This is a genomic window from Xenorhabdus szentirmaii DSM 16338 (assembly GCF_002632585.1).
Lineage (GTDB): Bacteria > Pseudomonadota > Gammaproteobacteria > Enterobacterales > Enterobacteriaceae > Xenorhabdus > Xenorhabdus szentirmaii.
Genome location: NZ_NIBV01000002.1, coordinates 1,759,720 through 1,783,630 on the forward strand (window position 1 = coordinate 1,759,720; position 23,911 = coordinate 1,783,630).

General features: G+C 54.1%; 1 protein-coding gene (cut by a window edge). It reads left to right on the forward strand.

The features are described 5' to 3' along the window. Positions 1-23,911, forward strand: the 5' portion of a protein-coding gene (locus Xsze_RS17590) for a non-ribosomal peptide synthetase (RefSeq protein ID WP_099139151.1). Its footprint extends 2,459 nt past the window's final position; 23,911 of the gene's 26,370 nt are visible here — the first part of the coding sequence; its start codon is at positions 1-3; its stop codon lies off the right edge, out of view.

The following is a 23,911-nucleotide window of genomic DNA, read 5'->3' on the forward strand; positions in this document are numbered from 1 at the left end:
ATGTCTATGTCATGTCACCGTATTAACAACGAAGCTCCCTCCTCAATGAATAAGGAGTCTTCTCACGATCAATTTTCTCTCAGCACAACTCAGCAAGTTGTCTGGCTTGACCAGATACTCCGACCGGACAGCCCTTGCTATAACATAGGTTCAGTTGTGCTCATTGAGGGAGAGTTGGATGAAGCGCTGTTGATGCGTGCTTTTGAAACCGTTGTTGACCGTCATGATGCATTGCGTTTACGACTCCTAAAAACTCAGGGACTCCCACTGCAAACGTTCAGAAAAACGGTGCCTGTGGAAATGACAATCCATGACTTTTCAGACTACGCCGATGCGGAAGAACACACTAAAAAGTTCCTGCGCAATGCCTTCATGCACCCGTTTGATTTAAACGGTGAACTATGGTTCTTTAACTTGATACGGGTAGGCAATAAGCGTTGGTACTGGCAGTTCCTTTGCCATCACCTCATCGGGGATTCTATTACATTAAAACTGATCCCCGAATACATTGCCGATGCTTATAACCATCTCCTCAGGGGTGAAGAATTCACCGAGATCCCCCCCTCCTATCTCGACTTTATGCAAGAAGATAGTGGCTATCTCAACTCACAGCGCTATATACAAGACAAGCAGTTCTGGCAGGAACGCTATAAACACGTCTCCCCCACATTAATCTCCCCCTCACTATCCACTGAAGTCAGCCAGCCTGAATCCACTGAACCACTATTCTGGGAACTGGATAAGGATCTGTTTCAGCGCATGGAAGAGACGGTGGCAGCACAAGGGCTATCTGTCCTGCACTTTATGTATGCCGTTATGGCTTGCTATTTCTTCCGCACCCTTCATTTCTCACGTACAGACAGTGCAGAAGAGATTGTGATTGGCATTCCCGTGCATAACCGTAAAAACATCAGACAAAAACGCACGGTGGGCATGTTTTCATCTGTTATTCCGGTCGGCGTCACCCTTGCCCCCCATGATACTTTCCTCGATATCATGAACAAGGCAGCCGCAGAATTACGGCGCTGTTATAAACGCCAGCGAATGCCAATCGCCGATATTAACCGCCACATACAAGTCCAGCAAAAGACCGGGCATGCGCAGCTCTTTGACATTATGCTGTCATACGAATGGGTTGAAGTGAATGCAGGCATCCCCAACGCCGCACTCAGCTACACACAAATACAACGCGGCACACCGTTTCCCCTGCTGGTAGCCCTCTACCAATACGCCTTTACTGACAGTGAGGACATCCATAAACCGGCCACCCTTGAGTTTAATTTTTCCCCTGATCATTTGAGCCGGGCTGACATTGAGGCACTGAAATCCCGTTTACTGCTGCTGATGGAAGCGGCCATAACCGCCCCTGACACCCAAATCCGGCATCTGCCCATCCTGCCACCCGCAGAGCATCAACAATTGTTGGTCAATTTCAATGCCACTCAGGCGGATTTCCCACCGCCAGCATTGATACACCCACAGATTGAAGCGCAGGCAGCTCGTTGCCCTGAGGCCCCCGCCGTCTCATTCGGCGAAACGACTCTCAGCTACGGTGAATTGAACCGGCGTGCCAATCGACTGGCTCACCATCTGATTGCGCAGGGAATAGGCCCTGATGAGCGGGTGGCGATTTATGTCGGACGCAGCCCGGAGATGGTGGTCGGGTTGTTGGCTATCCTCAAGGCCGGTGGAGCGTATGTTCCCCTTGATCCAGCCTATCCGGCTGAGCGCCTGGCCCATATACTCAAGGACTCGGCACCCAAGGCAGTGCTCACTCAGACGGATCTTCTTGATGCGCTGAGCCACATCATGAGCACGTCTGAGCACCCGCTGGCCTCCGCCCCGCCAGTGATAGCACTGGATGAAATTGCACTGAATGACCCGGCCTCCTCTCTGGCCCTGCTTCCCGATGATAATCCGGATACACAGGCATTAGGTCTGACACCCCACCATCTGGCCTACGTACTCTATACTTCCGGTTCAACGGGTTTGCCGAAAGGGGTAGAAATGCCGCTGTCGTCATTATCAAACCTATTGCAATGGCACAACCAAACCATTTCCGGTAACAGTCCCGCATCACATCCTTCCGGAACAGGCAGGACACTGCAATTCGCCGCACTGGGATTTGATGTCGCCTTTCAGGAAATCTTCACCACGCTGGGTGAAGGCGGCTGTTTGATCCTGATTAATGAAGAGATGCGTCAGGACCCCCATCAACTTCTCAGCCTGATCCGGCAAAAACAAATTGACAGGATTTTTCTTCCCTACATCGCCTTACAGAATCTGGCCGAAACCGCGACAGAGCGTATTAAAAATAACAGCACGGAAAATGATTTTTCTTGTCTGTCCCATATTGTGACTGCCGGTGAGCAACTGCGCATCACCCCCGCCATTCGTCAATTTTTACAGCACGCAGGAAATTGCCGGTTGCATAATCACTATGGCCCGACTGAAAGCCATGTCGTCACAACCTATACGCTGGACGAAGATATTGAGCACTGGGCAGCGCTGCCGCCCATCGGCCGCCCGATTGCCAACAACCAAATCTATATTCTTGATCAGGGAAAACAACCGGTTCCTCCCGGTGTCACCGGCGAAATCTATATTGCGGGCAGCGGCGTTGCCCGGGGTTATCTGAACCGGCCTGAACTGACGGCCGAACGTTTCCTGCCTGACCCATTCGCCGCAAACCCGGACGCCCGCATGTACAAAACCGGGGACTTAGGACGATGGCTGCCCGACGGCAATATTGAATACTTAGGCCGCAATGATTTTCAGATCAAACTGCGGGGATTCCGTGTTGAACCGGGTGAAATCGAGTTTCAGTTACTGCAATGCCACGGTGTGCGTGAAGCGGTGGTGGTTGCCAGAACAGACGGCAATACGGGCCAGAAACTGATTGCTTATCTCTTGCCACAAGATGGGGTTAAGTTAGTGCCGGCCGAATTGCGTCAGCAACTTTCCCGACACCTTGCCGAGTATATGCTGCCCAGTGCCTTTGTCATTCTTGATGCTTTCCCGTTGACGCCCAGCGGCAAACTCAATCGGCAGGCGCTCCCTGCACCCGATATATCCGCTATGGCAACCCGCAGTTATGAAGCACCTGCCGGCAAAATCGAAACGACTTTGGCACAAATCTGGCAAGACCTGCTGGGAGTGGAACGCATTGGCCGCCATGACCATTTCTTTGAACTTGGCGGCCATTCTCTGCTTGCCATTCAACTTTGCGCACGTGTGCGCCAAAGTCTGGCCCGGGTGGTGTCACTCCGGCAGCTCTTCGAGAACCCCATTTTGATGGAGTTGGCGCAGGTACTCTCAGAGATAACCGAAATTTCCCGGATTGTTATTCATCCGGCAGACCGAAGGCAACCACAGCCCCTGTCTCTTTTCCAACAACGCCTGTGGTTCTTGAGCCAACTTGATCCGGCGGCGAATTTGGCTTACCAGATCCCGGTGACATTGCGCCTGAGCGGTCAGCTAAATCGCCATGCGCTGATCTCTGCACTTGATCGTCTGGTTGCCCGTCATGAAAGTTTACGCACTCGCTTTATCTCAATACAAGCCCGGCCTTATCAATACATTGCCCCTGCCGATACCAGGTTTTCGTTATCCTGCCACGATTTGCGCCAATCAGACCCTGCTTTGCAGGCTGAGCATATTGCAGAATTTGCCGTTATCGAATCCCGACGTCCCTTCGATTTAACACAAGGCCCGTTAATTCGGGGGCAATTGTTGCAATTGGCGGAGACAGAACATGTTTTGCTGCTGAATCAACACCATATGATCTCTGATGGTTGGTCCATCGGCATACTGGTGCGCGAATTGGGCATGCTTTATCATGCCATTCTTAACGATGAGAATGATCCTTTGCCTCCTTTACCGGTCCAGTACATCGATTATGCCATTTGGCAACGCAAGGAATTATTGTCCGACAGTACGCTCACCACGCCTGTTTTCACGGCCCAGCGAGAATTCTGGCTGGAACAGCTCACAGATGCCCCTGCTCTGTTATCGCTTCCCACTGATCGCCCACGTCCGGCAACACAAACTTATGCGGGGCATTACCTTCCTTTCCGCCTTGGGCCCGGTTTACTGGAAGCACTGAAGACACTTGGGCAGCGCCATCACACAACCCTGTTTATGACCCTGCTGGCAGCCTGGAGCATTGTTCTTGCCCGGCTCAGTGGTCAGGATGATGTGGTTATCGGCACACCCGTTGCCAATCGTACCCATCATGAACTTGAAGGCATTATGGGGCCCTTTATCAACACACTGGCCTTGCGCATCAAATTAAGTGATGAACTGAATGTCGCCGATCTTTTGGCACAGGTACGGAAACAAGCACTTGCCGCCTATGCCAATCAGGATCTCCCTTTTGAACAAGTCGTGGAAGCACTGCAACCTGAGCGTAATTTAAGCTACAGTCCCATTTTTCAGGTGATGCTGACGCTGGATAACACACCCATTCAAGAGCAAATGCCCTCTGGTTTACAGATTTCCAGGGAAGAGCAGGCCTACTACACCACGCATTGCGATTTGATGTTGCTGCTGACTGAAACCGATGCCGGCGTATCGGGTGGATTGCAATATGCTATTGATTTGTTTGATGCCGCCACCGCTGAGCGTATGCTTGGTTATTTAACCCATGTACTGGCAGAAATGGTGGCGGATGATACTCAGGCCGCTGCTTTCCTGCCCATCATGCCCGGATCAGAGCGGAACCGGCTACTGACAGCATTTAACGACACTCAGGCTGATTTCCCGCACGATGCCTTAATTCACCAGTTGTTCGAAGCTCAGGCGGCACAGCACCCTTCAGCGACCGCACTCATATTCGGCGATCAGGCACTCAGTTATGATGAACTGAACCGCCGTGCCAATCGCTTGGCCCATTATTTGATTACACAAGGGGTGCGCCCTGATTCCCGGGTTGCAATTTGTGTCGAGCGCAGCCCGGATATGGTGATTGGTTTACTCGGCATCCTCAAGGCAGGGGGCGCTTATGTGCCGCTCGATCCTACTTACCCGACCAAGCGTCTGGCCCATATGCTCAAGGATTCAGCCCCCAACGTAGTGCTGACCCAGACTGACAAGCTTGATGCACTCAGCGAGATCATCGCTGAATCTGAATCACAAATGACCGCCCTTCCGTCAGTCATTGTGCTTGATGACCCCAATCCATCGCTGGCACAGCAACCGGATGATAATCCTGATATACCGGAATTGGGGTTAACACCACACCATCTGGCCTATGTCCTTTATACCTCCGGTTCAACAGGGTTGCCGAAAGGGGTGATGGTAGAACATATCAATGTCGTGAATCTGCTTTGCTCCATGCAAGGCATCTTGCATATCACTGCTGATGATACGATGCTCGCCTCAACAACCATCGGCTTTGACATTGCCGGTCTGGAACTTTATCTTCCTTTGATCAGCGGCAACCGCCTCGTTTTGGCTCCCTCTAAGGCAATCCAAAATCCGCAGAAACTGGCCACATTAATCACCGCCCACAATATCAAAATCGTGCAGGCAACCCCTTCTGCGTGGCGCATATTGCTCGCTTCCGGCTGGGCTGACACCACTATCAAGGCAATCAGTGGCGGAGAGGCATTGCCTTACGAACTCGCTCAACGTCTGAAAGCCAAAACCCACAGTCTCTGGAATCTGTACGGGCCAACGGAAACCACAATCTGGTCAACAGCCTCCGCCAACCTGTCCATCAAACAGGAAAACGAACGCCCTCAATGCCAGATAACGATTGGCCGACCCATCGCCAATACCCAGATTTACATACTGGATAAGTATAACCAACCCGTTGCCATCGGAGAAACCGGAGAACTTCACATTGGGGGAACCGGTGTGGCACGCGGGTACTTAAACCGCCCTGACCTGACAAACGAACGTTTCCTGCGTGATCCCTTCTCATCAAGCCCAAGCGCCCGCATGTACAAGACCGGCGACTTGGGTCGCTGGCTGCCGGATGGCAATATCGAATACCTGGGCCGCAATGACTTTCAGGTCAAGGTCCGTGGTTTCCGCATTGAACTGGGTGAAATCGAAGCTAAATTGATGGAATACCACGGCGTGCGTGAAGCGGTCGTCCTCGCCCGCCCGGATGAATCCGGCCAGCAAAATCTGGTCGCCTATTCGCAGCCGCACACAGGTATTGAACTGACGCCCGCAGAACTGCGCCAATACCTGACCCAGCATCTTTCCGACTCTATGCTGCCCGGTGCTTATGTCATTCTGGAAAATTTCCCGCTGACACCGAACGGCAAACTGGATCGTCAGGCGCTTCCGGCACCGGATGCATCCGCCGTCGTGATGCACCGCTATGAAGCCCCGGAAGGGGAAACAGAAACCGCACTGGCCCAGATTTGGCAAAAGTTACTGAAACTGGAACGCGTGGGTCGTCATGACCATTTCTTTGAGCTGGGCGGGCATTCCTTGATTGCCATTCAACTCATTGCACACATCCGTCAGGATATGGCACGGGAGCTGTCACTCCAGCAACTCTTTGACCAGCCTGTTTTGTTGAGCTTAGCCAGAACACTCACGGAACTCCCGGTAACGAACCAGATAACGATCCCCGTCGCTGACCGCAATCAACAGCTGCCTTTATCTTTTGCCCAACAAAGATTGTGGTTCTTGTGCCAGATCGATCAGGCTGCCAGTCTGGCCTATAACATTCCTTTCGCCCTGCGCCTGACAAGCCAGCTCAATCACCTTGCTTTATCCGGTGCACTGGACAGTCTGGTTGCACGGCATGAAATTCTGCGTACCCGCTTTGCCGTCGTTGCGGGTCATCCTTACCAACATATTGCCCCTGCTGACAGCGGCTTTACCCTGTCTCACCAAGATCTGCGCTCACTGGCACCCGAAACGCAGACTCAGCGCGTTGAGGAACTGACGGTGCTTGAGGCACAAACACCGTTTGACTTCACCCAAGGCCCCCTGATCCGTGGAAAACTGTTGCAGTTGGCCGATGAAGAACATGTATTGCTGATCACTCAGCACCATATGATTTCTGATGGCTGGTCGGTTGGGGTACTGATGCATGAACTGAGTGCCCTTTACCACGCCGCTCTCGACGGTCGGGAAAATCCGCTGGCGCCATTGCCGGTTCAGTATGCCGACTACGCCCTCTGGCAGCGAGAGCAGTTACAGAAAACCAGCATCACGGAACAACGCAATTTCTGGCATGGCCAGCTTGAAGGCGCTCCCGATTTACTGACACTGCCGACAGATTTCCCCCGTCCGGCAATGCAGTCTTTTGCCGGTGGCTTGATTCCGGTTTGCTTTGATGCCGATTTGCTGGCATCACTCAAGGCATTTGGGCAACGCCATAACACCACGCTGTTTATGACGGTACTGGGCGCATGGAGCATTGTGCTTGCCCGGCTCAGTGGTCAGGATGATATCGTTATTGGTACGCCGGTCGCTAACCGTCCGTATCAGGAACTGGAGGGATTGATTGGTTTCTTCGTCAATACACTGGCCTTGCGTGTCAGATTCAATGACAGTGACACCGTCACTGATCTGCTCCGCCAGATCCGGAAACAGACACTTGCCACCTATGCCCATCAGAATCTGCCTTTTGAGCAGGTGGTGGAAGCGCTGCAATCTGAACGTAGCCTGAGTTACAACCCAATCTTTCAGGTCATGCTGATCTTAAATAATACGCCGGCTCACACATCAGAGTTACCCGATCTGCAATTTACCTCAGTGGGTCAGGCATACCGCAGTACCCATTTCGATGTCACACTTTCCCTGACAGAAACCGCATCAGGTCTGGCCGGAGAACTTATCTATGCCACAGACCTGTTCAAGGCGGAAACCGCTGAGCGTATGCTCGGCTATTTAACCCATGTACTGGCAGAAATGGTGGCAGATGACACTCAGGCCGTCGCTCTCCTGCCCATCATGCCCGAATCAGAGCGGAACCGGCTGCTGACAGTGTTTAATGACACTCAGGCTGATTTCCCGCACGATGCCCTAATCCACCAGCTGTTCGAAGCTCAGGCGGCGCAGAGTCCTTCCGCCACCGCACTCGTATGCGGTGATCGGACACTCAGTTATGATGAACTGAACCGCCAGGCCAATCGCTTGGCCCACTATTTGATTAAACAAGGGGTGTGCCCTGATTCCCGGGTTGCAATTTGCGTCGAACGCAGCCCGGACATGGTGATTGGTTTACTCGGCATCCTCAAGGCAGGGGGCGCTTATGTTCCGCTCGATCCTGCTTACCCGACCGAGCGTCTGGCCTATATGCTTGAAGATGCCAACCCCATCGTACTGCTAACCCAGACAGCGCTCAGTGATAAGCTGAACACCGCCATTTCCACTGTATTGCTTGACCGTGTGCTTTATCCCCAAGAGCCGTTCACCGCGGCACAACCGGAGCGCAATTCTGATACAAACAATTCTGATACAAACAATCCTGACAGCCAGACGCTTGGGTTAACATCACAGCATCTGGCGTATACGATTTATACCTCCGGCTCAACAGGCCTGCCTAAAGGGGTGGCGATTGCCCACCGCAATACAGTGAACTTCCTGACGTGGGCACAACGCACATTTAAACCGGAAGAATTGGCACATACGCTTTTTGCCACTTCACTGAATTTTGATTTGGCGGTGTTTGAATGCCTTGCGCCCCTGTTTTCTGGCGGCACAGTGCATCTTGTGCCTGATGTACTGTCATTGATCGCGCAAAAATCAGGTGTGCCTGAGCAATCTGTCAGCCTGATCAACACCGTGCCTTCTGCCATCAGCCAATTAATTGAGTCCAACGCCGTTCCTGCAAGTGTCCGGGCGGTCAACTTAGCCGGTGAAGCCCTGAAATCACATATTGTTGATCGGTTATTTACCCACACCGCTGTGCAGCAGGTATGCAACCTGTACGGACCTTCTGAAACAACAACGTATTCGACCTGGACCCGGATGACACCGGAAACCGGATTCGTCAGCCATATCGGCCGGCCCATCGCGAATACCCGGATTTATATTCTTGACCGTCACGGTCAGCCTGCACCGATTGGAGTTGTTGGCGAAATCTACATTGCCGGAGAAGGGGTTGCCCGTGGGTATCTGAACCGCCCTGAACTCACGGCTGAACGCTTCCTTGTTGATCCCTTCTCCCAAGAGACCGGCGCACGCATGTACAAAACCGGCGATTTGGGCCGTTGGCTGTCCGATGGCAATATTGAATACCTGGGCCGCAATGACTTTCAGGTCAAAATCCGGGGCTTCCGCATTGAACTGGGTGAAATCGAGGCTCAGCTGATGCGCTGCCACAACGTACAGGAAGCGGTGGTGATTGTCCGTGAGGATGCATCGAATGAAAACCCGGCTGCCCTGAAACAGCTGGTGGCTTATTTGCGCTCTAAAAACGGTCTGGAACTGATCCCTGCGGAACTGCGCCGGCAGCTTTCCCAGCACCTTGCTGAATATATGCTCCCCAGTGCCTTTGTCACACTGGATACTTTCCCGTTGACAGCCAACGGGAAACTTGATCGTCAGGCACTCCCCGCCCCCGATGCGTTTGCTGTCATCACCCGCCATTATGAAAAGCCCCTTCATGAGGTGGAAATCATTTTGGCGCAGATTTGGCAAGAGTTGCTGCAACGGGATCGGATTAGCCGCCATGATCATTTCTTTGAGCTGGGCGGGCATTCGTTGTTGCTGGTCAGCTTAATTGAACGGCTGTACAGCTTCGGCTGGAAACTGGACATACGCAGTGTATTTTCTACGCCAATCCTGTCCGACATGGCACGGGCGATTAAAGAGAACATTGATACATCCGTTGTGCCACCTAACCGCATTCCTGCCGATTGTACGGCCATTACTCCCGACATGCTGCCGTTAGTCTCGCTCACCCAGACTGAAATTGATGCCATTGTTGCGGCTACCCCCGGCGGGGCTGGCAATATACAAGATATCTACCCGCTTGCACCATTGCAGGAAGGCGTTCTGTACCATCACTTGCGGCAGGCTCAGGGAGATACTTATCTGTTGCAGTGCCTGCTTGCCTTCGATTCACGTCAGCGCCTTGACGGCTTCCTGTCCGCCTTCCAGCAGGTCATCAATCGCCACGATATTCTGCGTACCGCCACCTGTTGGCAGGGGCTGATTCAGCCTGTCCAGGTCGTTTGGCGTCAGGCCCAGCTGAATATCAATACATTTGTTCCTGACTCAGACGATGATGTTCTGTCCCGGCTAAAAGCCCATACCGATCCGCGCCGGCATCGCCTCGACCTGAGTCAGGCTCCGCTGTTTGTTGCGGATACCGCTTACGATCCGGCACGGGGAGAATGGCTGCTGGCACTGCGTTTCCATCATCTGGTCTGTGACCATATGACACTGGAACTGATTTTTGCCGAAATTGCCCAGATACAGCACGGGAATGCAAAAACAGATGAAAATACAAACACACTGCCCGCCGCATTGCCTTACCGCAATTTTATTGCCCAGCTCCTGAGCGTGCCGGCAGATAAACATGAAGCCTATTTCCGTGCCCAACTTGCTGATATTGATACCCCGACCGCGCCATTCGGCATACTGTCCATACAGAATGAGAACGAAGCCATTGCAGAAGCCCGTCTTTCCGTAGAACCCGCCCTGGCGAAGATTGTCCGGGCACAGGCCCGCCATCTGGGCGTCAGTCCGGGGGTCCTGTTCCATGTTGCATGGGCACAAGTATTGGCAAAAACCAGCGGCAGCAACAATGTTGTCTTTGGTTCTGTACTGCTGGGGCGTTTACAGGGCGGCGCCGGGACTTCCCGTACCATGGGCATGTTTATCAATACCCTGCCAATACGCATCCCGCTTGCTGATCGCACTGTCCAGGATGTTGTTCAGGCCACTTACCACACTCTAACAACACTGTTGGAACATGAACAGGCCCCCCTGGCCATGGCACAACGTTGCAGCAATGTGCCTCAGTCAGTGCCGCTGTTCAGTGCCGTGCTCAATTATCGTCATACCCGGCTCAATGAAACTGACGTGATTGACCTGCACCAAGAAGGAATAAGTGTCATTTCTGCGCAGGAACGGACGAATTACCCGATCACGTTATCTGTGGATGATACCGGCGTAGGTTTCCGCCTGACGGCTCAATCTGTGACAAGCATTGATCCTGCACGCATCATCTCTTATCTGGAAACCACCATCCGTGGACTGGTCGACGCGCTGGCACACAAACCACAACAGCTGATCCAAGAAATCACGGTTCTGCCGGTGAGTGAGCGGCAACAACTTTTGGCTGATTTCAATGATACTCAGGCAGACTTCCCACAGCATGCGTTAATCCACCAGCTGTTCGAAGCTCAGGCAGCACAGCATCCCCATGCCACAGCCTTGGTATTTGGCAACCAGTCACTGAGTTATGCCGAACTCAACGGTCGGGCCAACCGACTGGCCCACCATTTAATTGATCTGGGTGTGCGTCCTGATTCCCGCGTCGCAATCTGCCTTGAGCGTCACCCGGATTTAATTATCGGCCTGCTGGCGATCTTAAAAGCAGGCGGAGCGTACCTGCCACTTGATCCGGCTTATCCGGCTGAACGACTGGCGCATATCCTCAAGGATGCAGAGCCGGTTGTTTTGCTCACCCAAACGCCACATGCCGGCAAACTGGACAGTGCCATACCCACATTTTTACTTGATGCACATGAACCGTTCCTGCCGGAACAGCCATCCCATAACCCGGACGCGCAGGCACTGGCACTGACATCGCGCCATCTGGCGTATGTTATCTATACCTCCGGTTCAACGGGCCTGCCTAAAGGGGTGATGGTTGAACACCGCAATGTCCTGCGCCTGATTGTCAACAGCGGTTTTGCGGAACTCGGCCAAGATGATTGTGTGGCCCATTGCGCCAATATTGCCTTTGATGCCTCAACATGGGAAATCTGGTCGGCCCTGCTCAATGGTGGGCGCCTGCATCTGGTTTCACAATCCGAACTGCTTGATCCGGTACGTTTCCGCGACTCATTAATTCAAGGACAGGTTACCGCTCTTTGGCTCACTTCAGGTTTGTTCAACGAGTACCTCAACACGCTCACCCCCCTGTTCGGTCAATTGCGTTACCTGCTTATTGGCGGTGATGTCATTGATCCACGGAAAATCCGGCAAGTACAACAGGCTGAGTCACAACCGGCACATTTACTCAATGCCTACGGCCCGACGGAAACGACAACATTTGCGACGATGTATGAGATCACGTCCCCTGTTGATGCAATCCATGCCATCCCCATCGGTCGCCCGATTGGCAATACCCGGATTTATCTCCTTGATCCACAGGGTCAGCCTGTACCACAGGGCGTGACCGGCGAAATTTACATTGCCGGAGCGGGGGTGGCCCGTGGTTATCTGAACCGCCCAGAGTTGACGGCTGAACGTTTCCTTGCTGATCCATTCTCTCTGGATGCCAATGAACGCATGTATAAAACCGGCGATTTGGGCCGTTGGCTGCCCGATGGCAATCTTGAATATCTGGGCCGCAATGATTTTCAGGTGAAATTACGTGGTTTCCGCATCGAACTGGGTGAAATCGAAGCCAAGTTGATGGAACACCATGGTGTGCGTGAAGCCGTTGTCCTCGCTCGCCCTGATGAGTCAGGCCAGAAACATCTGGTTGCGTATTTGCAGCCGCACACAGGTATTGAACTGACCCCCGCTGAGCTGCGCCAATATCTTGCGCAGCATCTTGCCGACTATATGCTGCCCGGTGCTTTTGTGATCTTGGCGCATTTCCCGCTGACACCGAACGGCAAACTGGATCGCCAGGCGCTTCCGGCGCCGGATGCATCCGCCGTCGTGATGCAGCGCTATGAAGCCCCGGAGGGGGAAACAGAACTTGCACTGGCCCGGATTTGGCAGAAATTACTGAAACTGGAACACATTGGCCGCCATGACCATTTCTTTGAATTGGGCGGCCATTCCTTGCTTGCCATTCAGTTGATTGCGCATATCCGTCAGGATATGGCACGGGAATTATCCCTACAGCAACTCTTTGACCACCCTGTGTTGCTGGATTTAGCCAAAACGCTCACGGAAACCTCAGTCACTGACCAGATAACAATCGCCATCGCCGACCGGGATCAACGGTTGCCTTTATCTTTTGCCCAGCAACGATTGTGGTTCCTGAGCCAGCTTGATCAGGCTGCCAGTCTGGCCTACCACATTCCCATCGCCCTGCGCCTGACGGGTCAGCTCAGTCACTCTGCGTTGTCCGGGGCGCTGGACAGCCTGGTTGCACGACAGGAAATTCTGCGCACCCGCTTCGTGTTGGTCGCCGGTCATCCTTACCAGCACATTGATCCTGCTGATACGGGCTTTACCCTGTCTTACCAGGATCTGCGGCCATTGGCACCCGAAACACAGACTCACCGTGTTGAGGGACTGACGGTGCTTGAGGCACAAACACCGTTTGATTTTACCCAAGGCCCCCTGATCCGCGGACACTTGCTGCAACTGGCCGACAACGAGCATGTATTGCTGCTCACTCAGCATCACATTATTTCTGATGGCTGGTCGGTTGGGATACTGATGCATGAGCTGAGCGTCCTTTACCGCGCCGCTCTTGACGGGCGTGAAGATCCGCTGGCGCCATTGCCGGTTCAGTATGCCGACTACGCCCTCTGGCAGCGAGAGCAGTTACAGAAAACCAGCATCACGGAACAGCGTGATTTCTGGCATGCCCAACTTGCAGGTGCTCCCGCCCTGTTGACATTGCCGACTGATCGCCCCCGTCCGGCAACACAATCTTTTGCCGGCGGCTTAATTCCGGTTCGCCTTGAGGCTGATTTGCTGGCATCGCTTAAAGCGCTTGGGCAACGCCATAACACCACTTTGTTTATGACGGTACTGGGCGCATGGAGTATTGTGCTCGCCCGGCTCAGTGGTCAGGATGATATCGTTATCGGCACCCCCGTTGCCAACCGACCGCATCATGAGCTTGAAAGCGTGATCGGTTTCTTTGTCAACACGCTGGCGTTGCGCGTCAAATTCCATCATGCCAAAAACGTCACTGACCTGCTCACCCACGTCCGGCAACAAGCACTGGCTGCCTACACCCATCAGGATCTGCCCTTTGAACAGGTGGTGGAAGCACTGCAACCTGAGCGTGACCTGAGTTACAGCCCGATCTTTCAGGTTATGCTGGCCCTGAATAACACTCCCGCAGAAAAACCGGTGTTACCTGAACTGCAATTGTCCCTGGTTGAGCAGGCACACCGCAGTGCCCATTTCGATCTCATTCTGTCCCTGACTGAAACCGAATCAGGCCTGACGGGAGATTTGACCTATTCTTCCGATCTCTTTGATGCCGCCACGGCTGAACGTCTGGCCGGCTATTTGGTCAATGTGCTGACCGCAATGGCGGCAGATGAAACTCAACCCCTTGCAACATTACCCATGTTGCCGGGATCGGAACGACAACAGCTGCTGGTGGATTTCAATGACACCCAAGCGGATTTCCCCCAAGGCACGCTGGTCCACCAGCTTTTTGAGGCTCAGGCGTTGCATTGTCCTGATGCCACTGCCGTTGTCTTTGAGGGGCAACAACTCAGTTATGCTGAACTGAATCGTCAGGCAAATCGTCTGGCACACTATTTAATTGCGCAGGGTGTGCGCCCGGACTCCCGGGTCGCTGTCTGTACTGAACGCAACCCCCAGATGGTGATTGGCTTACTGGCCACCCTAAAAGCGGGTGGGACCTATGTACCGCTTGATCCCGCTTATCCGGCTGAACGACTGGTTTATATGCTTGACGATGCGGCACCGGTGATTTTGCTGACCCAAACCGAATGGAAGGACAAACTTTCCACGGCACTTTCCACGACTTTTTCCACGGTTTTGCTGGATAACGATGAACAGCTTTGGGCATCGCAACCCGCAGACAATCCTGACCCTCAGGATTTGGGGCTGACACCCCGTCATCTGGCTTACGTAATCTACACATCAGGTTCAACCGGTCAGCCGAAAGGGGTGATGATCGAACACCAGAATCTGTGTAATCTGATGACGACCCAGCAAAGCAGGCTGGCACTCACACCGGACAGCCGCATTCTGCAATTCGCGTCAAACAGCTTCGATGCCTGCATTTGGGAATGCTGCATGGCTTTCCAGTCAGGAGGCCGCCTCTATTTGGCCAAACGTGCCGATATTCTGCCCGGAGAGAGGTTATCCGCCTATTTGAGCGACAACCTCATCAGCCATGTACTTTTATCGCCGACCGCCCTGGCCGTCATGGACTCCCTGCCCGAAACCCTGCATACCTTGCTGGTGGGCGGTGAGGCCTGCCCGCCGACCCTTGTCAAACGCTGGGCACAAGACCGCCAAATGCTCAATGCGTATGGCCCGACGGAAATCACCGTCTGTGCCACACTCTATTCCTGCCATCATGCAGAAGATAATCCGCCGCCGATTGGCCGCCCTATCGCCAATACGCAAATCTATATTCTTGATGCCCACGGGCAGCCTGTTCCGCGTGGTGTCATTGGCGAAATCTATATTGCCGGGGCGGGCGTAGCCCGTGGCTATCTCAACCGTCCTGAGCTGACTGCTGAACGCTTCCTGGCCGATCCCTTCTCCACCAGCCCTGACGCCCGCATGTACAAAACCGGCGATTTGGGCCGTTGGCTGCCGGACGGCAATATTGAATACCTCGGCCGCAATGATTTTCAGATCAAATTGCGGGGTTTCCGCATTGAGCTGGGCGAAATTGAAGCTCGCCTCAGACAGTGCCACGGTGTCCGTGAAGCCGTGGTTTTGGCGCGTGAAGACCGTGAAACACAGCAAAAACGTCTGGTGGCTTATTTGCTGCCACAGGCAGGCGCTGGGCTGGAACCTGCCAAACTGCGCCAACAGCTTGCCCGACATCTTGCTGAGCACATGTTGCCCGGTGCATTTGTCACACTGGATGCGTTCCCGCTCACCCCGAACGGAAAACTCGATCAGCAGGCGCTTCCGGAACCGGCGTTATCCGCGATTGTGTCACGTGATCACGAACCCCCAACCGGGGAAGCAGAAATATCTCTGGCTCACATCTGGCAAAAACTTCTGGGTGTGAAACTGATTGGCCGCCACGACCACTTCTTTGAGCTGGGCGGGCATTCACTGATGATTGTCAGCCTGATTGAAGAACTGCGCAGTATCGGCCGGCAGCTCGATGTACGTAGTGTCTTTGCCGCCCCAGTCCTTGCGGATATGGCGCAGGCTATCCAGCATGAAACGGATACTTTTGTCGTGCCTGCCAACCTTATCCCGGACAATTGCACCGCCATCGCACCGGATATGCTGCCGCTGGTTTCCCTGTCCCAGACAGAAATTGATGCCATCGTCGCAACGGTTTCCGGCGGGGCATCCAATGTGCAGGATATCTACCCGCTTGCCCCCTTACAGGAAGGTATCCTGTTCCATCACCTGCTACAGACACAAGGTGACGACTATTTGCTGCGAGTTTTACTCGCCTTCAACACACGTGATCAATTGGAGGGTATCCTGAATGCCTTGCAGCAAGTGATTGACCGCCATGACATCTTGCGAACCTCGGCTTACTGGCAGGATCTGGCACAACCGGTTCAGGTAGTCTGGCGTCAGGCTACGTTAAGTGTCAACGTATTTATGCCTGATTCAGGTGACGATATTTTGTCTCAGTTACAGGCTCACACTGATCCGCGCCTGCATCGCATCAACCTGAATCAGGCCCCCTTGTTCACCGCAGATATCGCTCATGACACCTTGCAGGACGAATGGCTGCTGGCACTGCGTTTTCATCATCTGGTCAGTGACCATATCACGCTGGATCTGATTTTTGCTGAAATGGCGCTGATCCTGAAAGGCAATGGGCTGAAGAGAGTTGAATTGCAAGGAACGGCGCAGGCACTGCCTGCAACACAGCCCTACCGTAACTTTATTGCCCAGACCCTGAATGCATCGCCTTCAGTGCATGAAGCTTACTTCCGTGAACAACTCTCCGGCATTCATGAGCCCACCGCACCTTTTGGTATATTCACGCTACCGAAGGAAGCGCCAAAACAGGGAACATCCACTAGCATCAGTCAATCTGTCGCAAGACACCGGATCTTACTGCCTTCTGAGCTGTCTGATGCGGTCCGCCTCCAGGCCCGTCATTTAGGCATCAGCCCCAGTGTCTTGTTCCACGTTGCGTGGGCTCAGGTTCTGGCACAAACCAGCGGACACAACGATGTTGTGTTCGGCTCAGTCCTGCTGGGACGTTTACAAGGTGGCGCCGGAGCAGACCGGATTCTGGGTATGTTCATCAATACCCTGCCAGTCCGCATTTCCCTGAACGGGCGCAATGCACGGGACACCGTGCAACAGGCTTACCAGGATCTTACAGCCCTGCTGGAACACGAACAGGCACCGCTGGCACTGGCACAACGATGCAGTGATGTGGCACAACCCATGCCGCTGTTCAGTACCTTGCTGAATTATCGTCATAGCCAGGCAGCCAAAGGCCAGACCGGTGATGCCGTTAATGCCATGTGGGCAGATGTGCGTTTGCTCTCCGCGGAAGAGAGGACCAGTTACCCGATTACGTTGTCCGTGGATGATTTAGGCCAGGATTTCCAACTGACCGCCCTGACCGTCGCTGACATTGTGCCGGAACAGATCACAACCTATCTGGCTACCGCCATCAAAGGCCTGATCGATGCCCTGACCTGCGAACCGAATAAATTGATTCTGGATATCCCCATTTTGCCGGAAACTGGGCGGCAAAAATTGTTGGTGGATTTCAATGCCACCCGGACGGATTTCCCCCAGGATGCATTGATTCACCAACGGGTTGAGGATCAGGTTTTACAGCGCCCTGATGCCACCGCAGTCATCCATGAAGGGCAAAGGTTAAGCTATAACGAGCTGAACCAGCGCGCCAATCGTCTGGCCCATCATCTGATTGTACTTGGTGTGCGTCCTGACGCGCGGGTTGCCATCTGCCTCGAGCGCAGCCCCGAAATGGTGATTGGCCTGCTGGCAATCCTCAAGGCCGGTGGGGCTTATGTTCCCCTTGACCCGAGTTATCCGGCTGAGCGGCTGGCCTATATGTTTGAGGATGCCGCACCGATGGCTTTACTGATCCAGACAACATGGGCAGACAAGTTCGCCGGCATTCTGCCGGCAACCCTGCCAACGGTCTTGCTGGATAATGCCCTTCATGAACCCGACGCGTTCTTGCCGGCTGAATCGAACGAAAACCCGGATATTCAGGCATTGGGGCTAACGTCACGCCATCTGGCCTATGTCATTTATACGTCAGGATCAACCGGCCAGCCGAAAGGCGTGATGGTCGAACATCGCAATGTGCTGCGCTTGGTCATCAACAACAATTTTGCCGATATCGGGCCGAATGACTGCATCGCCCACTGCGCCAATGTTTCATTCGACGCCGCCACTTGGGAGGTGTGGGGAGCATTGGTTCAGGGCGCACGCATCCTGCTGATCCCCGAAAAATCATTGTTGCAGCCTGATGATTTCGGTGAGCATCTGACTAAAGCCGGTGCCAGTGCGTTATTCCTGACAACCGCCCTGTTCAACCAATATGCGAATTTAATCGCCCCTGCGTTATCCGGTCTGCGCTACATCCTTTTCGGCGGCGAAAAAACAGATACCCGTGCCGCAATCCGCCTCAGGTCTGAACATTCACCTGACCACTTACTGCATGTTTATGGCCCGACGGAAACCACCACTTTCGCCACCGCCTATGAAATCCCTCTGATGGAAAATGATGAAACTGAAAGGTCAATTCCCATTGGTCATCCTATCGCCAATACTCAGGCCTATATTTTGGATGAAAAAGGCCAGCCCGTTCCTGTTGGCGTTGCGGGTGAAATTTATATTGCCGGAGACGGTGTCGCACGGGGTTATCTGAATCGCCCTGAACTGACAGCTGAACGTTTCCTTACCGATCCGTTCTCTCCCGGTCCAGAAGCAAGAATGTACAAAACCGGCGATCTCGGCCGCTGGTTGCCGGATGGCAATATCGAATACCTCAGCCGCAACGATTCTCAGGTGAAGTTACGTGGCTTCCGCATTGAGCTGGGGGAAATAGAAACCCGCCTCCGGCAATGTCACGGTGTGAGCGAGGCCCTGGTCTTGATCCGCGGAGATATGGCAAACGGCAATACGGGAGAACAAAAACGCCTTGTGGCCTATCTGCGGCCACAGGCCGGAACGAAATTGATCCCGGCTGAACTGCGCCAGCAACTTGCCCAGCACCTTGCTGACTATATGCTGCCCAGTGCATTTGTGATGCTGGAGAGTTTCCCGCTGACCCCCAACGGCAAGCTCGACCGTCAGGCGCTTCCTGCCCCTGATGCCTCTGCCGTCGTGTCACGCCATTACGAAGCCCCTGCCGGTGAAACTGAAATCGCACTGGCCCGGATTTGGCAAGACTTGCTGGGGCTGGAGCGTGTGGGCCGCCACGATCATTTCTTTGAACTGGGCGGGCATTCATTGCTTGCCGTCCAGCTGGCATCACGCATACGTCAGGTATTGGCAAAAGAGTTGTCATTGCAACAACTGTTTGACCATCCCTTGTTGGCAAATCTGGCTCATGCATTAACCGACGCTTCCGTGACGTCCCAGGCAACCATTCCCGTCGCTGACCGTCATCAACCGCTGCCTCTCTCCTTTGCCCAGCAACGGTTATGGTTCTTGGGCCAGCTCGATCCGGCGGCCAGCCTCGCCTACCACATTCCTGCCGCATTGCGCCTGAGCGGGCAACTCAACCACCCTGCGTTGTCCGGCGCCCTCGACCGTTTAGTTGCCCGGCAGGAAATTCTGCGCACCCGCTTTGTATTGAACGGGGGTCAGCCCTGCCAGCACATTGATCCTGCTGATACCGGTTTTACCCTGTCTTATCACGATCTGCGGCCACTGGCACCCGAAACACAGACTCACCGCATTGGGGAACTGACGGTGCTTGAAGCACAAACACCGTTTGATTTTACCCAAGGCCCCCTGATCCGCGGCCATTTGCTGCAACTGGCCGATGAAGAGCACATATTGCTGATCACTCAGCACCACATTATTTCTGATGGCTGGTCCATCGGGGTGTTGATGCATGAACTGGGCCTGCTCTACAGCGCCGAACTCACCGGGCAAGATCCATGCTTACCACCACTGCCCGTTCAATACGCCGATTATGCCGTCTGGCAACGTCACTGGCTGCAAGAAACCACCCTGACAGCTCAGCGCGATTTCTGGTGCAAGGCCCTGTCAGGAGCACCGGCGTTATTAACCCTGCCGACAGACCGTCCGCGTCCGGCAGTGCATAGCTATGTGGGTAACCGGATACCTGTTTGTTTTGGTGCTGACTTGCTGGCTCCACTAAAAGCGCTCGGGCAGCGCCATAACACCACGCTGTTCATGACGGTACTGGGCGCATGGAGCATTGTGCTTGCCCGGCTCAGTGGTCAGGATGATATCGTTATCGGTACCCCCGTTGCCAACCGCCCTCACCATGAACTTGAGGGAATGATCGGTTTCTTCGTCAACACACTGGCCTTGCGCATCAGATTCAGCCATGAACTCAGTGTGGCAGACCTTCTGACGCACGTTAAAGATCAGGCATTTGCTGCCTATGCGAATCAGGACCTGCCTTTTGAGCAAGTGGTGGAAGCACTCCAGCCTGAACGCAGCCTGAGTTACAGCCCGGTCTTCCAAGTGATGCTGTCGTTAAACAACATGCCGGCCCAAACGCTGACACTGCCTGATCTGCAACTCATTCCAATGGAACAGGAGCACCATAGCGCCCACTTTGATTTGACCCTGTCACTCACCGAAACTGAGGGGGGTCTGGTCGGTGAACTGGCTTATGCCGTTGATTTATTCGATTCCTCATCCGTTGAACGCATGGTCGGCTATTTGGGCCATGTGCTGACAGCGATGGTGACAAATGAAACACAAGCGGTGGCAACGCTGCCAATGCTGCCGGAATCAGAGCGGCAACAACTGCTGACAGGCTTCAACCGCCCCCGGATGAGTTTCCCGCAAGACAGACTGATCCACCAGCTGTTTGAGGCTCAGGCTACAGCCCGGCCTGACGCGGTGGCGGTAGTATGGGAAGGGCAAACCCTCAGCTATGGTGAACTGAACCGCTGCGCCAACCGGCTGGCACACCATTTAATGGAACAAGGTGTCCGTCCTGACACCCGGGTCGCCATCTGTGTTGAACGCGGCCTGGAAATGGTCGTCGGCCTGCTGGCAATCCTCAAAGCCGGCGGTGCTTATGTTCCGCTTGATCCGGCCTATCCTGCCGATCGGCTGGCCTATACCCTTGAAGATGCAGCGCCCGTTGCACTGCTGACCCAATCTGAATGGCTGAGTAAACTCGCTGATGCGCTTTCTGACGTGGCATTGCCGACAACCTTGCTCGACAAGCTTCTTGATCGCCAAGACCCCTTGCTGGCAACACAATCCAGTGAAAATCCGGATGCACAGGCATTGGGACTGACACCACACCATCTGGCCTATATCATTTATACTTCCGGCTCAACGGGCCAGCCTAAAGGGGTGATGGTCGAACACACCAATATTACCCGCTTGTTTGCCGCAACACAGGCACGTTTTCAGTTCGATAATCACGATGTCTGGACACTGTTCCACTCTTTCGCATTCGATTTCTCCGTCTGGGAATTGTGGGGTGCTTTGGCCTATGGCGGCCGGCTTGTTGTTATTCCGGCAGACTGTGCACGTTCCCCCCAGGTGTTCTATTCGCTGCTATGCCGTGAACAAGTGACAGTACTGAACCAAACCCCAAGCGCCTTCCGCCAGTTGATTTCTGCTCAGGATGCAACACCGCATTCTCTGCGCTGCATCATTTTCGGCGGGGAAGCATTGGAATTGCATACCCTTGCCCCGTGGGTTGACCGTAACCCGACTCAGCAAACCCGTCTGGTGAATATGTACGGCATCACCGAAATTACGGTACATGCCACCTATCGGGAACTGACGGAAACCGACATTCACTCAGGGCGCGGCAGCCTGATTGGACAACCCCTTCCTGATCTGCAGATTTACATTCTTGATGCCTGCGGCCAGCCCGTTCCCCTCGGTGTCGCCGGTGAGCTTTATATCGTCGGGGCCGGTGTTGCACGGGGATATCTGAACCGTGCTGAGCTGACTGCCGAAAGATTCCTTGTTGATCCGTTCACGCCTGACTCACAGGCACATATGTATAAAACCGGTGACCTCGGTCGTTGGTTGCCGGACGGCAATATCGAATATCTCGGCCGCAATGATTTTCAGGTCAAGATCCGCGGATTCCGGATTGAGCTGGGTGAAATTGAAGCCAGGCTGGAACAATGTCACGGGGTGCGCGAAGCCGTTGTTCTGGCACGTACCGATGACAACAACCAAAAACGCCTGATCGCCTATTTGTTGCCGCAGGGCAATGCGGAGCTGGTCCCCGCAGAACTGCGCCAGCAGCTCAGCCAGCACCTTGCTGACTATATGCTGCCCGGTGCCTTTGTCACGCTGGACAGTTTCCCGCTGACAACCAACGGCAAACTGGATCGTCAGGCATTGCCCGCACCGGATTCCTCCGCGATTGTCGTACACCGTTATGAAGCGCCGATCGGGGAGGTGGAAATCGTTCTCGCCCGAATTTGGCAAAATCTCCTGAAACTGGAGCGGGTCGGCCGCCATGACCATTTCTTCGAACTCGGCGGGCATTCTCTGCTGATTGTCAGCCTGATCGAAGAGCTGCGCCGTCTGGGCTGGCAACTCGATGTCCGCGGTGTGTTTGTTGCGCCGGTGCTGGCCGAAATGGCACAAACCATCCAACGTGATGCCCGTGCTTTCGTCGTGCCAGACAATCTTATTCCCGCAGGTTGCAGCGCGATCACGCCTGATATGTTGCCGCTGGTTTCCCTGTCTCAGGCGGAAATCGATGCCATCACCGCCACTGTCCCCGGCGGAGCGGGCAATGTGCAGGACATTTACCCGCTTGCTCCGTTGCAGGAAGGTATCCTGTTCCACCACTTATTGCAGGCACAAGGGGATAATTACCTGCTGCAAAGTCTGTTTGCATTTGATAGCCGCGAACGCCTTGATGACTTCCTCGCAACGCTGCAACAGGTTATCGACCGCCATGATATTCTGCGCACGGCGGCCTACTGGCAGGATTTGGAACAGCCGGTCCAGGTGGTCTGGCGTCAGGCAACACTGGCCGTCAATGTATTCAATCCGGAAACTGCGGATAACGTGCTTGCGCAGCTCAGGGCACATACTGACCCGCGCCTGCATCGTCTCGCTCTGGATCGCGCACCCTTGTTCACCGCAGATATCGCCCACGATCCGGCACAGGCTGAATGGTTGCTGGCACTGCGTTTCCATCATCTGGTCAGTGACCACATGACACTGGAACTGATTTTTGCCGAAATGGCGCTGTTGCTGAAACAGAACAAGTCTGAAGGGAGTAACGCTGACAGGAATGAATCACCGCGTCACAGTGAGCCATTGCCGGTTGCCCTGCCTTATCGCAACTTTGTTGCCCGGACATTAAACATGCCGACTGCCGATCACGAAGCCTATTTCCGTGCCCAGCTGGCAGATATTCATGAACCGACCGCGCCATTCGGTGTTCTGAAAGTTCAGGCTGAGGGTGGTTCCGTTACCGAAGATCACCTCTTTGTCGCCCCTGATTTGGCAAAATCCATCCGTGTTCAGGCTCGCCGCCACAGGGTCAGCCCGAGTGTGTTGTTCCATGCTGCATGGGCGCTGGTATTGGCTCAAACCTGTGACCGTGATGATGTGGTCTTTGGCTCTGTGCTATTGGGCCGGCTTCAGGGCGGTGCGGGTGCTGAGCAAGTGCTGGGAATGTTCATCAATACCCTGCCAATGCGGGTTTCTCTGGCACAACGTACTGTCGGGGAGGTAA